A 17,222-nucleotide genomic window follows, 5' to 3' on the forward strand; every position below is an offset into this window, starting at 1 on the left:
ATGTGGCTCCAACATTTAACAATTAAAACCTTTCGAAACTACAAAGAGGCAAAAATTGATTTCAATCCAAAATTAAATGTCTTTCTAGGTCAAAATGCACAAGGAAAAACCAATATTCTAGAAGCAATCTATTTTTTAGCCTTAACACGTAGTCATCGGACTCGTACAGATAAAAATCTCATTCATTTTGATAACGAGCAACTCCATCTTTCTGGCTTGCTACAGAAGAAAACAAGCTCTATCCCTCTAGAAATTGATTTAACGCCAAAAGGGCGTGTGACTAAGGTCAATCACTTAAAACAAGCGCGCCTATCAGACTACATCGGACATATGAATGTTGTCCTCTTCGCACCTGAAGATCTCCAGCTAATTAAGGGAGCACCTTCTGTCCGTCGAAAATTTATAGACATCGAACTGGGACAAATTAAACCAATCTACTTGTCAGACTTGTCAAACTACAACCATATACTCAAGCAGAGAAATACCTACCTAAAATCTAGTCAGAAGATTGATGAAACATTTCTGTCAGTATTAGATGATCAGTTAGTAGAGTATGGTTGTCGCGTCATAAAGCATCGGATAAAATTCATTAAAGACTTAGAGAAATTTGGTCAAAAAAAACACTTAGAAATTTCAAATAAATTAGAAGAGTTGTCAATATCTTATCAATCATCTGTCAACTTCACTGATGACGAACAGCTAACAAATTCTTTTAAAATTGCTTTGGAGAAAAGCAGATCCAGAGACTTATTTAAAAAGAATACTGGAGTTGGCCCTCATCGAGATGACATTGCTTTTTATATCAATGGAATGGATGCTAGTTTTGGAAGCCAAGGTCAACATCGTAGTCTTGTACTTTCTATCAAACTAGCAGAGATTGAGCTAATGGAAAGTATTACCAACGAGTCTCCGATACTACTGCTTGATGATGTTATGAGTGAACTTGACAATACACGGCAACTAAAATTACTAGAAACCATCTCTCAATCTATCCAAACCTTTATTACAACAACAAGTTTAGACCACTTACAAAACTTACCAGAAAATCTTAGTATTTTCAACATCCAAAACGGTAAAATTTCTGTAAATTAACATTGACAACATTGTAAACAAAAAGAACTCCTGAAAATCAGGAGTTCTTTTTTACTACTTACATGGAGTAGTTTGGCGCTTCATTAGTGATTTGTACATCATGAGGATGGCTTTCTTTTAGACCAGCCCCAGACATTTCAATAAATTGAGCATTGTCGTGTAGTTCTTTAAGGTTAGCTGCACCACAGTAACCCATACCAGAGCGAATACCTCCAATCATTTGGAAGACAATATCAGCTGCTGCTCCTTTATAGGCAACACGGCCTTCAATTCCTTCTGGAACAAGTTTGTTTGCTTCATTGACAGAACCTTGGAAGTAACGGTCACTTGAACCTTTCTTCATTGCAGCGATTGATCCCATACCACGGTAGGTCTTAAACTTACGTCCTTGGAAGATTTCCGTTTCACCTGGTGCTTCGTCTGTTCCAGCAAACATTGATCCAAGCATAACTGCATTCCCACCTGCAGCAAGGGCTTTTACAATATCTCCAGAGTACTTGATTCCACCATCAGCAATGATTGTTTTACCATATTCACGCGCAACTGCTGCTGCATCATAGATTGCTGTCACTTGTGGAACACCAACCCCTGCAATCACGCGAGTGGTACAAATAGAACCTGGTCCGATACCGACTTTGACAACATCTACACCTGCATCATAAAGAGCACGCGCACCTTCAGCAGTGGCAATATTTCCAGCAATCAAAGTGCGGTCTGGGAAGTGAGCACGAATTTCAGCGATTTTACGTAGAACACCAGCAGAGTGACCATGGGCAGTATCAATAACAATGGCATCCGCTCCTGCTTCAAAAAGGGCTTCGGCACGTTCAAATGTATCTGAAGTAACACCTACTGCACCTGCAACTAAGAGACGACCAAACTCATCTTTAGCAGCATTTGGAAACTCAATCACTTTTTCAATATCTTTGATAGTAATCAAACCAGAAAGACGACCTTCTTCATCAACCAAAGGAAGTTTTTCAATACGGTGTTCTTGAAGAATGCTTTCAGCTGTTGCAAGATCTGTACCAACAGGAGCAGTAACAAGATTTTCACTAGTCATATGGTTTGAGATTGGCTGATTGTAATCTGAAATAAAGCGAAGATCTCGGTTTGTTAGAATACCAACCAATTTACGATTTTCAAGTGTCTCCACAACTGGAACACCACTGATACGGTAACGTCCCATCAGTTCATCTGCTTCAGCAATCGTGTGTTCTGGAGTCAAGAAGAATGGATCAATAATAACACCATTTTCAGAACGTTTTACCTTGCGAACTTCATCCGCCTGTTGCGCAATAGACATATTTTTATGGATTACTCCAAGACCACCCGCACGAGCAATGGCAATAGCCATTTGACTTTCTGTGACTGTATCCATGGCGGCTGTTATAATTGGGATATTTAAAGTCAGATTATCTGCCAATTTTGTTGTTAAATCTGCATCATTAGGCAACACATGACTTTCTGCTGGAATGAGCAATACATCATCAAAGGTAAAACCTTTTTTTAAAAATTTAGTATCCCAATTAGACATTAAAGTTTCCTCTTTTCTTTTTTTTTGAGCTTGACTCTTTTTGTATTGTATCTATCATACCATTCTATGAAAATTTGTCAATTATATTTATGGTAGAAATCATAAAAAAACTATCCCTGTGATCCTATGGAAGAGATAGTTTTACGATTCATATTTTATCTATAATTTAAAATAATTTAGTCCCATTGCTCCCTTAACTTCAGATAGAGTTTGCCCTGCAACCTCACGCGCTTTCTCACTCCCTTTTTGAAGCATATTGTACACTTCTCCCATATCCTTAGCAAATTCGATACGGCGCTCACGAATAGGGCCAAGTTCCCGTTCTAATATTTCAAGTAGATAACGTTTCGTCTTCACATCACCAAGGCCACCACGTTGATAATGTTCTTTCATATCCGCAATTTCTTGAGCATCTTCTGGACGACCAAACACATCTAGATAATGGAAAACCATGTTTCCTTCAATCTTACCTGGATCCTCAACCCGAATGTGGTCTGGATCAGTATACATGCTCATGACTTTTTTACGCAAAGTATCCGCATCATCTGCTAGATAAATACCATTATTAAGGGATTTAGACATTTTAGCATTTCCATCTAAACCAGGCAAACGCCCTGCTCTCTCATTTTCTGGATAAACACCTTCCGGCTCCACCAAGACCTCACAATTATAAGCATGATTAAAGGAACGAACAATCTCGCGAGTTTGCTCAATCATTGGTTTCTGATCTGTCCCAACAGGAACATAATTAGCCTTGAAGGCAGTAATATCTGCTGCTTGCGCAATCGGATAAACCAAAAATCCTGTCGGAATACTTTCTCCAAACCCTTTTTGAGCAATCTCTGTTTTTACTGTCGGATTCCGTTCCAAACGAGCTAGTGATACCAAATTCATATAGTACATAGACAGCTCAGCCAACTCTGGAATCTGGCTTTGAATAAAGATAGTTGATTTACTTGGATCCAATCCAACTGCTAAATAATCCAAGGCAACATTCCCAATCGATTCTACAATCGTTTGAGGATCTTTGGCGTGATCTGTCAATGCTTGTTGGTCCGCCAAAAAAACAAACATGTCATACTTGTCTTCTTCCTGCAGTAATACTCTATTTTTAAGACTCCCAACATAATGTCCAATATGCAGTTTTCCTGTTGGGCGATCTCCTGTTAAAATAATGGGTTTCGTCATTTTTTTCTCCTTCGAAATGGTCTCTTCAATTATAGCATTTTTTTGTTAAAATAACAGAAAATTATTTAAATCAAACAACTAACTCATTGTAAATAAACCTGTAAACTTAATTGACATAAAATTGACAAACAAAAATTTGAATATTTCTCTCTTTTCTAGTAGAATAAATGTATTACATATTATAGGAGAAAAACATTGCTTACAGTATCTGATGTTTCACTACGTTTTAGTGATCGCAAACTTTTTGATGATGTCAATATCAAATTTACAGAAGGAAATACATACGGATTGATTGGTGCTAATGGTGCTGGAAAGTCTACATTCTTAAAAATCTTAGCTGGTGATATTGAGCCAACAACTGGTCACATCTCTCTTGGTCCAGATGAACGTCTCTCTGTTCTCCGTCAAAATCATTTTGACTATGAAGATGAGCGAGTTATTGATGTCGTTATTATGGGAAATGAAAAACTTTACAACATCATGAAAGAAAAAGACGCCATTTACATGAAGGAAGATTTTTCAGATGAAGATGGTGTTCGTGCAGCCGAACTCGAAGGTGAATTTGCTGAACTTGGAGGTTGGGAAGCAGAAAGTGAAGCGTCTCAACTACTTCAAAACCTAAACATTCCAGAAGAATTGCACTATCAAAACATGAGCGAATTAGCCAATGGTGAAAAAGTGAAGGTTCTCCTTGCTAAAGCCTTATTTGGTAAACCTGATGTTCTTCTTTTGGACGAGCCAACCAATGGTTTAGATATCCAATCGATTACTTGGTTAGAAGACTTCTTGATTGATTTTGATAACACCGTTATCGTAGTATCCCACGACCGTCACTTCTTAAACAAAGTGTGTACTCATATGGCCGACCTTGACTTTGGAAAAATCAAACTCTATGTCGGAAACTATGACTTTTGGAAGGAATCTTCTGAACTCGCTGCTAAATTGCTAGCAGACCGTAATGCCAAGGCAGAAGAAAAAATTAAGCAATTGCAAGAATTCGTTGCTCGATTCTCTGCTAATGCTTCTAAATCAAGACAAGCAACATCTCGTAAAAAAATGCTTGACAAGATTGAACTAGAAGAAATTGTGCCATCTAGTCGTAAATATCCATTTATCAACTTTAAAGCAGAACGTGAGATTGGTAATGATCTCTTGACAGTAGAAAATTTAACTGTAAAGATTGATGGCGAAACTATCCTAGACAATATTAGTTTCATCTTGCGTCCAGGTGATAAGACAGCTCTTATTGGACAAAATGACATCCAAACGACTGCATTAATTCGTGCAATCATGGATGACATCGACTATGAAGGAACCGTCAAGTGGGGAGTTACTACTAGCCGTTCTTACTTACCAAAAGACAACTCGGCTGATTTTGCAGGAGGAGAGTCAATCCTTGACTGGTTGCGTCAATTTGTAAGTAAAGAAGAAGATGACAATACCTTCCTACGTGGTTTCCTCGGTCGTATGCTCTTTTCTGGAGATGAGGTTAACAAACCTGTAAACGTCTTGTCAGGGGGAGAAAAAGTACGTGTCATGCTTTCAAAACTCATGCTCTTGAAATCAAATGTCCTTGTACTTGATGATCCAACAAATCACTTGGACTTGGAATCTATCTCAAGCTTGAACGATGGATTGAAAAACTTTAAAGAATCAATCATCTTTGCCAGTCATGACCACGAGTTTATCCAAACTTTGGCAAACCATATCATTGTTTTATCTAAGAATGGCGTGATTGATCGTATCGATGAAACCTATGATGAATTCCTAGAAAATGCAGAAGTACAAGCAAAAGTTAAAGAACTTTGGAAAGATTAAATAAGACTTCAAAACTCAGTTGGGGTAACCAACTGAGTTTTCTATCATTCTACGAGGTAACATGAAATCATTTTTTAAAACATATTGGACCTATTTTGTTTCTTTCATCATTCCTTTAGTAATTATGACTGGAGTATACCTAACTCAAGGTATCTACTGGAATAGCGATGCATCTCCACTATTAGGAGACGGTTTCCATCAATACGTTATTTTTGATGTAGCTTTACGAAATATTCTGCATGGAAATGGTAGTTTGTTTTACACCTTTACAAGTGGCCTCGGACTGAATTTCTATGCTCTATCTAGTTATTACTTGGGTAGTTTTCTTTCACCCCTAGTTTACTTTTTTAATCTGTCGAATATGCCAGATGCTGTCTATCTAACCACTCTCTTAAAATTTGGATTGATTGGTCTGTCAACCTTCTTTAGTCTAAATAGATTATTTAAAGATATCCCAAAATTTTTAAAACTTGCCTTATCTACTTCCTATGCTTTAATGAGCTTCACTGTCAGTCAGTTAGAGATAAAAACCTGGCTAGATGTTTTTATCTTGATTCCTTTCATTATAACTGGTTTACACCTACTTATAACACAAAAGAAGCGCCTACTATACTTTACAAGTTTGTCAATCTTATTTATTCAAAATTATTATTTTGGGTATATGACAGCATTGTTTCTTATTTTCTGGTATCTCTGCCAAATTTCTTGGGACTTTAAAACTCGAAAATCATCTTTTCTTGATTTTGTTGTTACCTCCTTTTTAGCAGGAATGGTTAGTTTGATTATGACTCTTCCTACACTGTTTGATTTACAAACTCATGGGGAGAAGTTAACTGCCATCACAAAATTAAAAACAGACAGTAGCTGGTATCTGGATATTTTCGCAAAACAATTCATTGGATCTTTTGATACAACTAAGTATGGATCTATACCAATGATTTTTGTTGGATTGCTTCCCTTTATTTTGACCATTCTATTTTTCACAATAAAATCCATTAAGTTTCACGTGAAACTTATCTATGCAATTTTTTTTACTTTTTTAATAACAAGCTTTTACATAGAGGCACTTGATTTATTTTGGCAAGGGATGCATACCCCAAATATGTTTTTGCATCGCTATGCTTGGATTTTTTCCACTCTGTTAATTTATACTGCAGCAGAAGTCTTAAATCGTCTGAAAGAACTGAAGCTATGGAATCTATTTGTCTCACTTTTTCTTGTACTAACAGGATTTTTGGCCACTGTCTATTTTAAATCACACTATTCTTTTTTAACTGATTTGAATATCCTACTCACTCTTGAATTTTTACTAGTTTATGCTCTTTTACTTCTTGCAGTCATTAGAAAATTTATCTCTGTAAATCTATTTGCAATCCTTTTGTCTTTATTTATAACAGCTGAGATAAGCTTAAATGCATCATCTCAAATGGAAGGAATAGCTAAAGAATGGGCCTTTGCTTCTCGTAGTGCCTATAATAGAGATATCACCGCTATGGAATCCATTCTAAACCAAGTTGACAATCCATTTACACGTACTGAAAAACTGCAAATTCAGACTGGAAATGACAGTATGAAATTTAACTACAATGGAATCTCTCAATTTTCGTCTGTACGAAATCGCTCAGCTAGCACTAGTTTGGATAAACTGGGATTCAAATCCTCTGGAACCAACCTCAATCTCCGTTATGCAAATAACAGTCTTTTAGCAGACAGTTTATTTGGAATCCAGTACAATATTTCTGAAACTTCACTTGATAAGTATGGCTTTCAAGAAATTTATCAAAAGGATCATTTAACCTTATATAAAAATCAACTCTCTTTACCCATTGCCTTTGCCACTCAATCTATTTACACAGATGTAAACTTTAACAATCACACTCTAGATAATCAGGCTTTATTTATAAACCAGCTTGCTAATCTCAACTTAGATTACTTCTCCCAAATAGCATCTGATAAAACAGATACTTCAGATGGTTTAACCAGCATCACAGGTTCTGCTAATGAAGATGCAAAGATTGATTATCAAATTGAGGTTCCTCAAAATAGTCAAGTCTATCTCTCTTTTTCAAATCTTCATTTTACAAACGATAAGCAAAAGAAAGTTGACATCATTGTCAATGGAGAAAAGAAGACTTTTACAACTGACAATGCATTTAATTTCTTTAATTTGGGTTATACTGAAAAACAACAAACTTTCAATATCAGTGTTAGTTTCCCTGGAAATTCTCAGGTGTCATTTGAATCTCCAACCTTCTATCGTTTAGATACTCAGGCTCTTACTGAAGCAATCCAAAAGATTAAAGAACAACCTGTAGAAGTATCCACCTCTAAAAATAAAGTCTTTGCTACATATGAAGTCAAACAAGATACCTCTATTTTCTTCACTATTCCTTATGACAAAGGTTGGTCTGCATACCAAGATGGGAAAAAACTTGAAATCAAGCAGGCTCAGACTGGTTTTATGAAAGTTGATGTTCCAAAAGGAAAAGGCACCATTACACTTTCCTTTATCCCCAATGGTTTTGTTATTGGAGCAGCCTGCTCACTAACTGCCCTTCTTCTTTTTTGGATCTATAATCACAGACGAAATTTATCTAAGACAGAAAAAGATTGACCAATTTCTTGGCCAATCTTTTTAATCTTCTTCCATTTTCTTAGGTTGGTAAGCTAGCATACCTAAAGCAGTAAAGAAAGCTAGAGTTATAATAAGGAAAATCACTTGATGATGAATATTTCCTGTCATAGAGATTGTTTGTCGTAAGCCTGATACAGAATAACTCATTGGTAACCAAGGATTGACACCTTTGAAGAAATCATTTGTCAAAGCAAGGGGATAGGTCCCTGCACTTGATGCTAACTGTAATAAAAGTAAAATAAGAGAGAAGAAAGCTCCAATACGGCTATTCCAAGTTGTTAAAGCTGTCACCATAGACATGAAAGCTAAACTTGTGATTATAATTAGAATCAAGGTCCTCATCTCATGGTTCGCAGTCAATCCAATAAGATGGACACCTCCATAAACTAAAACACCTGCTAAGACAGCTATAATCCCATTTATTTCAGAACGAGACTTCAACCAAGCCCAACGGCTCTCTGGATGACGTCCAGAAGGCAACTTAGCAAAAATCATATTGGTAGATATAGCAGCAACAAAAAGAGCAACTGATATCATATAAGGAGCCATGGCAATCCCATTCACAGGAACTTGGTCGTTGTCTGTTTTTGAAAGAACTAGAGGTTCAGATAATGTTTCTGCATTTTTAGATTCTGTTGAAGCTGATTTGAGTTGATTATTAGCATTGCCTAATCCTTGTCCTAATGAATCAACTCCTGTCTGTAAATCTTCAAGCCCAGAGGTTAAGGTTGTTCCACCAGTTGCTAGTTTTCCAGCACCATCTGCAATCTTCATAGCGCCACTTCCTAGTTGGGATGCTGCAGAAAGTAACTGTGTTGATTTGTCTGTTAATTGACCAGAGCCAAATTGTAATTTAGTAATACCTGCTATCAGCTCTGGACTCTTATTATTCAATTGAGCAGAACCAGATGACAAACTTTCTATACCTGATACTAATTCTGGAGCTTTTCCAGCTAACGCATCTACTCCAGCTGTCAAGGTTGATGTATTTTCTGTCAACTTACTTGATCCAGAAACTAATTTATCTAGACTAGTTGTTAAACTTGTATTCTTTTCACTTAGTTGATTAGCACCAATAGAAATAGTATCCAGTCCTTTAGTATAGTTTACAACACCTTTTTCAATTGACTGACTTCCAGGAACTAACTGATTATTTACAGAAGTTTGTAATGTTGTAAATCCATTTGACAAGGTTGTCAAGGAGCTAGATGCTGCAGGTAAGAGTTGATTTGCTTTCGTCTGCACATCAGATAGATTAGATACTTGTTGTTCTGAATTCTCTATACTTTCTTTTAATCCTCCTACTGTCGTTAAAATTGTTTTTGCTGACTCAATAGTAGAATTAGAATTTTTAGAAATAGCTTCTGTCAGTTCTTTCTTTTGTTCCTCTGTAAGAGATTGATAAGTAGCTGTTGATTGAAGGTTAGCAATAGTTTTCTCTTGTTCTGTCTGACTTTTGGTCACAATATCCTGAGCAAGAGTTGTTAGATTTGGCAAAGCTTCTGACAATGTACTTTTCAGTTGAGTATTATCTGATATTGTAAGAGCTTGTAGTGTTTTATTTAGTTCTCCTAAGCTTGTTGCCAATTGCGCTATTTCTTCACTTTGTTGAGATGAGGACTCTAATTGGCTTGAAATTTCTTTAATACCAGTATTTAATTGCTCCATTCCATCCCTTAGTGTATCTGATTGGTTGGATAATTGACTTGTTCCGTTAGAAAGTTCTTTCACACTACTTGTATAAGCATTTACACCAACTGAAAATTGATTGAGACCTGTATCCAGTTGTGAAACGCCACCTGTATAGGACTTTATACCTGTATTTAGCTGATTTACACCTGTCACCAACTCAGGAGTTTTTGAAGATAATTGACCAAGTCCAGTGTCAACTTGTGAGACAGCATTTGTATAACTTTGTAAACCATTATTAAAAGTTCCTAAACCAATATGTAATTGCTCTATAGCAGACACATAGCTAGATAAGCCTTTTGTAAATTGATCCGCTCCATTTGAAAAAGTTACACTTGAGTTAGCTAGAGTATTAAGATTTGTCGTCAATGTTTGACTTCCCGTTACCAACTGATCGGCTCCATTAGCCAATTGTTCACTTCCTTCAGCTGCCTTATTTATTCCAGACTTCAAATCATTCATTTTTTGAAATAAAGCCTTAGTGTACGTTTCAGTAACATTAGTAGAGACGGTTTGTTTTAATTGTGTCATTGCAGAATCACTCATCTTACTTGCAATAAAGCTATGCCCACTTGACGTCTGATAATCAATCTGCATCTGTTCAGGATGATTCGTTAGGATAGAAGTAGCTTTTTCAGATAGATCACTTGGTAAAGTCACTACCATGTAGTAGTCACCATCTTCTAGCCCTTTTTCCCCTTCCTCTTCATTAACAAAGTGAAAATCTAAAGCCTTATTTTCTTTTAAATTAGACACCATGTCTTCACCAATTCTCATTGTCTGTCCATTATAAGAAGCTTCCTTATCTTTATTGACAACTGCCACAGGTAACTCCGATACTTGACCATATGGATCCCACATGGACGATAAAAATATAATGTTGTATAAAGCTGGAATGAGAGAAATCCCTATCATTACAATGATAAAGGTCGGTTTTTTAAATATTGCTTTCCATTCTTTAAACATGTTTCCTCCTTTTTTACACATATTGTCTAAAATTTTGATATAATAGATTATACATCAAAAAATCTAAATTACAAGGTAAAAAATATTTTTTTAGACACATAGTCTATTTTGTTTACAAGGAGGAATTATGAAAGAAAGTAACAAACGTTTAAAAACAAAACGAATTATCGAAAATGCCATGGTTCAATTATTGATGGACCAGCCCTTTGATCAAATTTCTACTGTCAAGTTAGCAGAAAAAGCCGGAATTAGTCGTTCCAGCTTTTACACTCACTACAAGGATAAGTATGATATGATTGAACTCTACCAAAGTAAGCTATTTCATACCTTTGAGTATATTTTCCAAAAACATGCTCATCACAAAAGAGATGCTATTTTAGAAGTATTTGAATATTTAGAGTCTGAGCCACTCTTGGCTGCACTCTTATCTGAAAATGGGACAAAAGAAATCCAAAATTTCTTGAGAAATAAGCTTCACATTATGCTTAGCACCGACCTTCAGAAACGCTTTATGAAATTACAACTCACTCCAATAGAATTAGAATACAGCAGTATTTATCTAACAAATGCCCTATTTGGTGTTTGCCAGACTTGGATTGCTCACGGAAAAAAAGAAAGTCCGCAAGAAATGACAGACTTCCTTATGAAAATGTTAGGTGATGTCAACTAAAAAAGAACACCATTGGTGTTCTTTTTTTTATCTGACTCCGCCAGTAGGACTCGAACCTACGACATCATGATTAACAGTCATGCGCTACTACCAACTGAGCTATGGCGGATAAAATAGTCCGTACGGGATTCGAACCCGTGTTACCGCCGTGAAAAGGCGGTGTCTTAACCCCTTGACCAACGGACCATCTATCTGTAGCAGATATAACCATTATATCAATTTCTTACTAATTGTCAATCACTTTTTAGATTTTTTCTCTAGAATATCTTTTAGTTTGCGAACTTTCAAACGGGTAATCGGGCAACGATGATCTTCATAAAAGACAACTTCTAAATTCTTTCGATCAATTTCTCTCACATTTCCCACATTGACAAGGAAAGATTTATGGGAGCAATAAAATCGCTGGGTATGTTTGTCCTTTTCCTGAATATCTGTCATAGTTCCATAGAATTCTTTAGCAAAATTCTTACCAATAATCCGAAGTTTATGAGAAACTCCTGTGGTTTCGATATACAAAATGTCATGGTAAGGAATTTTCAAATCATTTCCTTTATAGTTGTAATCAAAATAGTCTACAACATCTTCGTTTTCAAGCAGCATGCTCTTAGTGTAAAAAATACTCTGCTCGATACGTTTTTTGAACAATTCATCATTGATGTCTTTGTCTACAAAATCTAGAGCTGATACCTGGTATTTGTAAGTTAAGGTAGCAAATTCAGATCGACTGGTAATAAAGACAATAATAGCATAAGGATTGTGATGACGGATAAACTGAGCCACTTCAAAGCCTTTTTTCTCGATTCCATGAATATCGATATCTAGGAAATAAAGCTGGTTTACTTCATCATTTTCGATATATTCCTTAAACTCACGAACTTTTCCTGTTGTCTTATATGAAATAGGAATATTCGATTCTTCCGAGATTTCATTTAATATTCTCTCTAGTCTCACTTGATGTTCAATAACATCTTCTAAAATTAATACTTTCATTCGAATTCCCTCTTAAATCTAATAATTTGTCTAAATGTGTTGTCTTCCATCTCTGTTTCTAAAATAATGTTGTCATACTTATCTAAAATCTCCTTGACATTATTAAGTCCTAGACCTCTATTTCTTCCCTTGGTAGAGAAACCTAAGGCAAATAGATCCTCTGAAGGCGTCATAGTAATTTTGCATGAATTCTGGATAACTATAACTGTTTCAAAATCCATTTTAATGACTGCAACTTCCATTTGTTTCAAATAACTATCTGCAGCACCTTCAACAGCATTGTTTAATAAAATGCTCATGATACGAACAAGATCAAGTAAATCTATTGACAGTCTAGTAATGATATCCTTTACTTCCAATGTAAACTCTACATCATTTTTTCGTGCATAGACAATCGATTGAGCAATTAAACTTCGTAAAGCAGAATCTTCTATATTATTTAAATCAAAGTAAGTATATTTTTCTGACCTCAATTTCTGATTTGCTTTTACTAAGACTTCATTGTAAACCCTGTTAATTTCTTGTAAATCTCCACTGTCAATCGCCATTTGCATGCTAACAAGCATCCCTGCATAGTCATGACGAAAACCGCGAATTTCATTATATAACTCCACAATTTCATCAGTATAAGTCTGTAAATGTTTTTGTTCAAATTTCTTTTGTTTTAGAGCAATCTCTTTTTCAATTTGAACCTTGTGAGAATTCATTGCAAAGAAAATCAATAACAAGCAAATAAAAACAATGGTTGATAAAATACTTCCGAAACTATTTAAATGATGAGTTGTACTTACTATATCTGAAATAAACAATAAGATATGTAAACCAAAGAAAGCAACTATTACTTTTTTTAAAAAAGGATACAGATAATCTTTATCAAAATAGGTAAGTTCTAAATGGAAATAAGTAATAATTTTTTTAATAATAAAATATGTTAGTAATAGTACTCCTAAATAAAACATCACTTCATGTTCTATCACAAAAGCATCACCTGTTATAGAGGATAGGGTTACTGATAAAAAAGTATGTGTACTATGATATAATAAAGACAATAGTAAACTGATAAACATTCCTTTATGCTTATCATACTTCTTTAAAACTACTATAGAAGTATATAGAATAAAAGGAAATATAAACTTTTCAATCCCTAACCCAGCTAATGAAATAAAGTCAAAGAAAAATTCAGCTACAGACTGATATACAAATATACAAGCTATAAATAAATATCTTTCTTTTTTAGTTACTTTACAAATTAATTCATAGCTTATTGTTAAAATAAAAATATGAAGAATAACTATTCCAAATCCTAATAAACTCATCCTATCACCCTATAATATTACTACTTTGTCCTATTTGAAAAAAGATGTTTAAAAAAGTAAGGTAGTCTTTTATCTCCACCTCGAATCTCCTGCAATTCTGCCTCTGTTACTTCTTTAAATTGTTCCAACTTTTCTGTATTTTTCATAATGAAATCTCCTGTATTATTTTTTCTTGTAAGTTAACTTACACACCTATTATACAAAATGAAGACCATGTAAGAAAAAATTCTTCCCAACTGTACATTTTTGCACCTGAAACGCACTTTTTTAAGAAAAAAGCTGGGATAAATCCCAGCTTCGCATCTAAAATTGATCCCAGCAGGATTCGAACCTGCGACCGTTCGCTTAGAAGGCGAATGCTCTATCCAGCTGAGCTATGAGACCTAACATGACCATTCTATCAAAAAACAAGAGCTAAGTCAATCTTCTATTTGTGGTAAGGAGAACCCTGTTGAATTGTAAAAGCACGGTAAATTTGTTCAACTAAAACTAATCTCATTAACTGATGTGGTAATGTCAGACGTCCAAAACTGACAGAAAGATTGGCCCTATTTTTTACAACAGGAGCTAGACCCAAACTTCCTCCAATGATAAAAGTAAGCGTTGAGTATCCTTTGATAGAAGCTTGCTCTAGTTGCTTACTAAATTCCTCTGAGGAGAGTGTTTTTCCTTCAATGGCTAGAACAACGACAAAGTCTCTTTCTCCAACCTTAGAAAGAATTCTTTCACCTTCTGTTTCCAAGATTTTTTGATTTTCTAATTCACTGGCTTTGTCAGGTGTCTTCTCATCAGTGACCTCAATCATTTCTAATTTGGCGAAACGTGAAATTCGTTTGGTATATTCAGCAATTCCATCTTTAAGGTATTTTTCTTTTAATTTTCCTACTGTTACAATTTTTATTTTCATTCTTCTATTCTATCATATCCACACTTCATTTCACATCTTATACACACAAAAATCATTCAAAATTACTAGTGAATTCACAGAATAAAGCGAGTTATCCACAACTTGTGTAAAACTTTAAGCTTTTAAGTTTGGATTAAGTTAATAGGTTTATAATCTGAGTAAATAAATAACAAACGGAGGCGTTTATGAAACACTTACAAAAATTTTACAAAAAAGGAGTTAAAGTTCTAGTAATCATTCTAATCGGATTTTTAAGTGGTGCCTTAGGAAGTTTCGTAACATTACAACTTTATCAAAAACAAGGAAATCAAGCTACAAATAATAATTCTGGCACTGTCACTCAAACATCCTATAAGAATGAAAATTCAACCACTCAAGCAGTAAATAAAGTTAAGGATGCTGTTGTCTCAATCATTACTTATTCTTCTTCTAGCAGTAGACAAAGTAGTGTATTTAATGCTGACGACACTAATTCTGATTCAGACAATCAACAAATCGCAAGTGAGGGATCAGGTGTTATCTATAAAAAGGATGATAAAGATGCCTATCTTGTAACTAATACTCACGTTATCAATGGAGCTTCAAAAGTTGATATACGCTTAGCTGATGGTACCAAGGTTCCTGGTGAAATTGTCGGATCTGATACCTTCTCTGATATTGCTGTCGTTAAAATTTCTTCAGAAAAAGTTACAACAGTAGCAGAATTTGGGGATTCAAGTCAACTTAGTGTTGGAGAAACAGCGATTGCTATCGGTAGTCCTCTAGGTTCAGAATATGCTAATACAGTTACACAGGGGATTATTTCAAGTCTTAATCGGAATGTTTCTCTAAAATCTGAAGATGGTCAAGCTATTTCAACAAAAGCCATTCAAACAGATACAGCCATTAACCCTGGTAACTCTGGTGGTCCACTTGTAAACATTCAAGGACAAGTAATTGGTATTACATCAAGTAAAATTGCAAGTAATGGTGGGACATCTGTAGAAGGTCTTGGTTTTGCAATTCCTTCAAACGATGCACAAAATATCATTAAACAGCTTGAAAGTGATGGTAAAGTGACTCGTCCTGCTCTTGGAATTCAAATGGTCAATCTGTCAAATGTTGGAGCTAGTGATCTTAGAAAACTTAACATTCCAAGTGGCCTCACTTCAGGTGTAGTTGTTCGATCTGTTCAAAACAATATGCCAGCAAATGGACATCTTCAAAAATACGATGTCATTACCAAAGTTGACGATAAAGAGATTGCTTCATCAACAGACCTACAACACGCTCTTTACAATCATGCTATTGGAGATACTATCAAAGTAACCTACTACCGTAATGGTAAGGAGGAAACAACCTCAATTAAACTAGATAAGAATTCTAGTGATTTAGAGTCTTAATTGACATCAGTGTAAAGAAAACTTTACAGAAAGTAAAAGATATGTTAGTGTAGAATCATGGAAAAATTTGAAATGATTTCTATCTCTGAAATACAAAAGAATCCTTACCAACCTCGGAAAGAATTTGATGCAGATAAACTAAAGGAATTAGCTCAGTCAATCAAAGAAAATGGGCTTATCCAACCAATCATCGTTCGTCAATCTCCTGTAATTGGTTATGAAATCCTTGCAGGAGAGAGACGATATCGAGCTTCTCTCTTGGCTGGTCTGACCTCTATTCCAGCCGTTGTAAAGCACCTCTCAGATCAGGAAATGATGATCCAGTCAATCATTGAGAATTTGCAGAGAGAAAATTTAAATCCTGTTGAAGAAGCACGCGCCTACGAATCTTTAGTAGAAAAAGGATTTACTCACACTGAGATAGCAGATAAAATGGGGAAATCTCGTCCTTATATCACTAATTTTATTCGTTTGCTTTCCCTACCAGAATATATCTTAACTGAAGTAGAAAATGGAAAAATTTCTCAAGCGCATGCACGTTCACTAGTTGGTTTGGATAAGAAGCAGCAAGACTATTTCTTTCAACTAATTAAAAATGAAGACATCTCTGTGAGAAAACTAGAAGCACTTCTTACAGAGAAAAAACAAAAGAAGCAAAAAAAAAGTGATTCTTTCATCAAAGACGAAGAAGATAAATTAAAAAAACTACTCGGTTTAAGTGTAGAAATTAAACTTTCAAAAAAAGATACTGGAAAGATTATTATCTCCTTTTCAAGTCAAGAAGAATACGATAGAATTATTAACAGCCTGAAATAAGGCTGTTCTTTTATTTTCTCAACTCACAAATTTATCCACCAATTTTTTTATCAATAACCCTATTAAATCAAGGATTTTCCTATTTATCCCCAACCTGTGGATAAATACTACTAACATTGTGGATTCTTTTCCCCAATCTGTGGAAAAATCCTACTATCTATGGTAAAATAAGTCTAGCACTAAACTACTAAAATCATAGTAAAGGAGGAAAACTAG

13 protein-coding genes and 3 tRNA genes are annotated in these 17,222 nt (G+C 35.1%); 6 read left to right on the plus strand and 10 right to left on the minus strand.

The features are described from left to right. Nucleotides 1-1,092, plus strand: coding sequence for a DNA replication/repair protein RecF (gene recF, locus EL140_RS09485; RefSeq protein ID WP_000266691.1), 1,092 nt, complete (start codon nucleotides 1-3; stop codon nucleotides 1,090-1,092). Between the two features lie 58 nt (nucleotides 1,093-1,150). On the opposite strand, the gene guaB is transcribed toward recF, so the two are convergent. Both guaB and trpS read right to left on the minus strand, forming a co-directional pair. Then, nucleotides 1,151-2,629 (minus strand): IMP dehydrogenase, encoded by a 1,479-nt coding sequence (guaB, locus tag EL140_RS09490; protein ID WP_000073416.1) that lies wholly within the window; start codon nucleotides 2,627-2,629, stop codon nucleotides 1,151-1,153. Nucleotides 2,630-2,788: 159 nt separating this feature from the next. Continuing rightward, a complete protein-coding gene (gene trpS, locus EL140_RS09495) occupies nucleotides 2,789-3,817 on the minus strand; it encodes a tryptophan--tRNA ligase (RefSeq protein ID WP_000165452.1) in 1,029 nt (342 codons plus the stop codon). Nucleotides 3,818-4,012: 195 nt separating this feature from the next. Between trpS and EL140_RS09500 the strand changes: the two genes are divergently transcribed. Both EL140_RS09500 and EL140_RS09505 read left to right on the plus strand, forming a co-directional pair. Further along, entirely contained in the window at nucleotides 4,013-5,635 is a 1,623-nt protein-coding gene (locus EL140_RS09500) for an ATP-binding cassette domain-containing protein (RefSeq protein ID WP_000958789.1), read from the plus strand. A gap of 61 nt (nucleotides 5,636-5,696) precedes the next feature. Continuing rightward, the gene (locus EL140_RS09505) at nucleotides 5,697-8,249 is read left to right on the plus strand and encodes a YfhO family protein (protein WP_000834495.1); all 2,553 of its coding nucleotides are present in this window, start codon (nucleotides 5,697-5,699) and stop codon (nucleotides 8,247-8,249) included. A gap of 21 nt (nucleotides 8,250-8,270) precedes the next feature. On the opposite strand, the gene EL140_RS09510 is transcribed toward EL140_RS09505, so the two are convergent. Then, entirely contained in the window at nucleotides 8,271-10,925 is a 2,655-nt protein-coding gene (locus EL140_RS09510) for a YhgE/Pip domain-containing protein (RefSeq protein WP_000472066.1), read from the minus strand. A gap of 127 nt (nucleotides 10,926-11,052) precedes the next feature. Between EL140_RS09510 and EL140_RS09515 the strand changes: the two genes are divergently transcribed. After that, complete coding sequence (locus EL140_RS09515; protein ID WP_000665080.1) at nucleotides 11,053-11,595, plus strand: TetR/AcrR family transcriptional regulator; 543 nt, start codon at nucleotides 11,053-11,055, stop codon at nucleotides 11,593-11,595. A 35-nt stretch (nucleotides 11,596-11,630) separates the two neighbouring features. Here EL140_RS09515 and EL140_RS09520 read toward each other — a convergent pair. The 7 genes from EL140_RS09520 to rlmH all read right to left on the minus strand — a co-directional run bounded on the left by EL140_RS09520 (nucleotide 11,631) and on the right by rlmH (nucleotide 14,808). Beyond that, nucleotides 11,631-11,704 (minus strand) — tRNA-Asn (locus EL140_RS09520). A 5-nt stretch (nucleotides 11,705-11,709) separates the two neighbouring features. Beyond that, a tRNA-Glu gene (locus EL140_RS09525) sits at nucleotides 11,710-11,781 on the minus strand. A gap of 51 nt (nucleotides 11,782-11,832) precedes the next feature. Further along, nucleotides 11,833-12,585 carry a competence system response regulator transcription factor ComE gene (comE, locus tag EL140_RS09530; RefSeq protein ID WP_000866079.1) on the minus strand — a complete coding sequence of 251 codons (753 nt, stop codon included), beginning with the start codon at nucleotides 12,583-12,585 and terminating at the stop codon, nucleotides 11,833-11,835. Continuing rightward, the gene (gene comD / locus EL140_RS09535; RefSeq protein WP_000054555.1) at nucleotides 12,582-13,901 is read right to left on the minus strand and encodes a competence system sensor histidine kinase ComD; all 1,320 of its coding nucleotides are present in this window, start codon (nucleotides 13,899-13,901) and stop codon (nucleotides 12,582-12,584) included. The genes comE and comD overlap by 4 nt, the downstream gene beginning before the upstream one ends. A 20-nt stretch (nucleotides 13,902-13,921) precedes the next feature. Then, nucleotides 13,922-14,047, minus strand: a complete 126-nt coding sequence (gene comC, locus EL140_RS09540) for a competence-stimulating peptide ComC (protein WP_002874960.1) — start codon at nucleotides 14,045-14,047, stop codon at nucleotides 13,922-13,924. A gap of 164 nt (nucleotides 14,048-14,211) precedes the next feature. Further along, nucleotides 14,212-14,285 (minus strand) — tRNA-Arg (locus tag EL140_RS09545). A 43-nt stretch (nucleotides 14,286-14,328) separates the two neighbouring features. Then, nucleotides 14,329-14,808 carry a 23S rRNA (pseudouridine(1915)-N(3))-methyltransferase RlmH gene (rlmH, locus tag EL140_RS09550; RefSeq protein ID WP_000694221.1) on the minus strand — a complete coding sequence of 160 codons (480 nt, stop codon included), beginning with the start codon at nucleotides 14,806-14,808 and terminating at the stop codon, nucleotides 14,329-14,331. A 185-nt stretch (nucleotides 14,809-14,993) separates the two neighbouring features. Between rlmH and htrA the strand changes: the two genes are divergently transcribed. Further along, on the plus strand, nucleotides 14,994-16,190 hold the full coding sequence (htrA, locus tag EL140_RS09555) for a serine protease HtrA (RefSeq protein WP_000681805.1): 1,197 nt from the start codon (nucleotides 14,994-14,996) through the stop codon (nucleotides 16,188-16,190). Between the two features lie 57 nt (nucleotides 16,191-16,247). After that, the gene (locus EL140_RS09560; protein ID WP_000410357.1) at nucleotides 16,248-17,006 is read left to right on the plus strand and encodes a ParB/RepB/Spo0J family partition protein; all 759 of its coding nucleotides are present in this window, start codon (nucleotides 16,248-16,250) and stop codon (nucleotides 17,004-17,006) included. The last annotated feature ends 216 nt before the right edge of the window (nucleotides 17,007-17,222 follow it).

Source organism: Streptococcus oralis ATCC 35037 (assembly GCF_900637025.1).
GTDB lineage: Bacteria > Bacillota > Bacilli > Lactobacillales > Streptococcaceae > Streptococcus > Streptococcus oralis.

What these genes read in the sequence shown, in the direction of transcription:
- recF (WP_000266691.1), top strand. Translation starts at nt 1, where the DNA reads ATGTGGCTCCAACATTTAACAATTAAAACCTTTCGAAACTACAAAGAG.
- guaB (WP_000073416.1), bottom strand. Translation starts at nt 2,629, where the DNA reads ATGTCTAATTGGGATACTAAATTTTTAAAAAAAGGTTTTACCTTTGAT.
- trpS (WP_000165452.1), bottom strand. Translation starts at nt 3,817, where the DNA reads ATGACGAAACCCATTATTTTAACAGGAGATCGCCCAACAGGAAAACTG.
- EL140_RS09505 (WP_000834495.1), top strand. Translation starts at nt 5,697, where the DNA reads ATGAAATCATTTTTTAAAACATATTGGACCTATTTTGTTTCTTTCATC.
- EL140_RS09510 (WP_000472066.1), bottom strand. Translation starts at nt 10,925, where the DNA reads ATGTTTAAAGAATGGAAAGCAATATTTAAAAAACCGACCTTTATCATT.
- EL140_RS09515 (WP_000665080.1), top strand. Translation starts at nt 11,053, where the DNA reads ATGAAAGAAAGTAACAAACGTTTAAAAACAAAACGAATTATCGAAAAT.
- comE (WP_000866079.1), bottom strand. Translation starts at nt 12,585, where the DNA reads ATGAAAGTATTAATTTTAGAAGATGTTATTGAACATCAAGTGAGACTA.
- comD (WP_000054555.1), bottom strand. Translation starts at nt 13,901, where the DNA reads ATGAGTTTATTAGGATTTGGAATAGTTATTCTTCATATTTTTATTTTA.
- comC (WP_002874960.1), bottom strand. Translation starts at nt 14,047, where the DNA reads ATGAAAAATACAGAAAAGTTGGAACAATTTAAAGAAGTAACAGAGGCA.
- rlmH (WP_000694221.1), bottom strand. Translation starts at nt 14,808, where the DNA reads ATGAAAATAAAAATTGTAACAGTAGGAAAATTAAAAGAAAAATACCTT.
- htrA (WP_000681805.1), top strand. Translation starts at nt 14,994, where the DNA reads ATGAAACACTTACAAAAATTTTACAAAAAAGGAGTTAAAGTTCTAGTA.
- EL140_RS09560 (WP_000410357.1), top strand. Translation starts at nt 16,248, where the DNA reads ATGGAAAAATTTGAAATGATTTCTATCTCTGAAATACAAAAGAATCCT.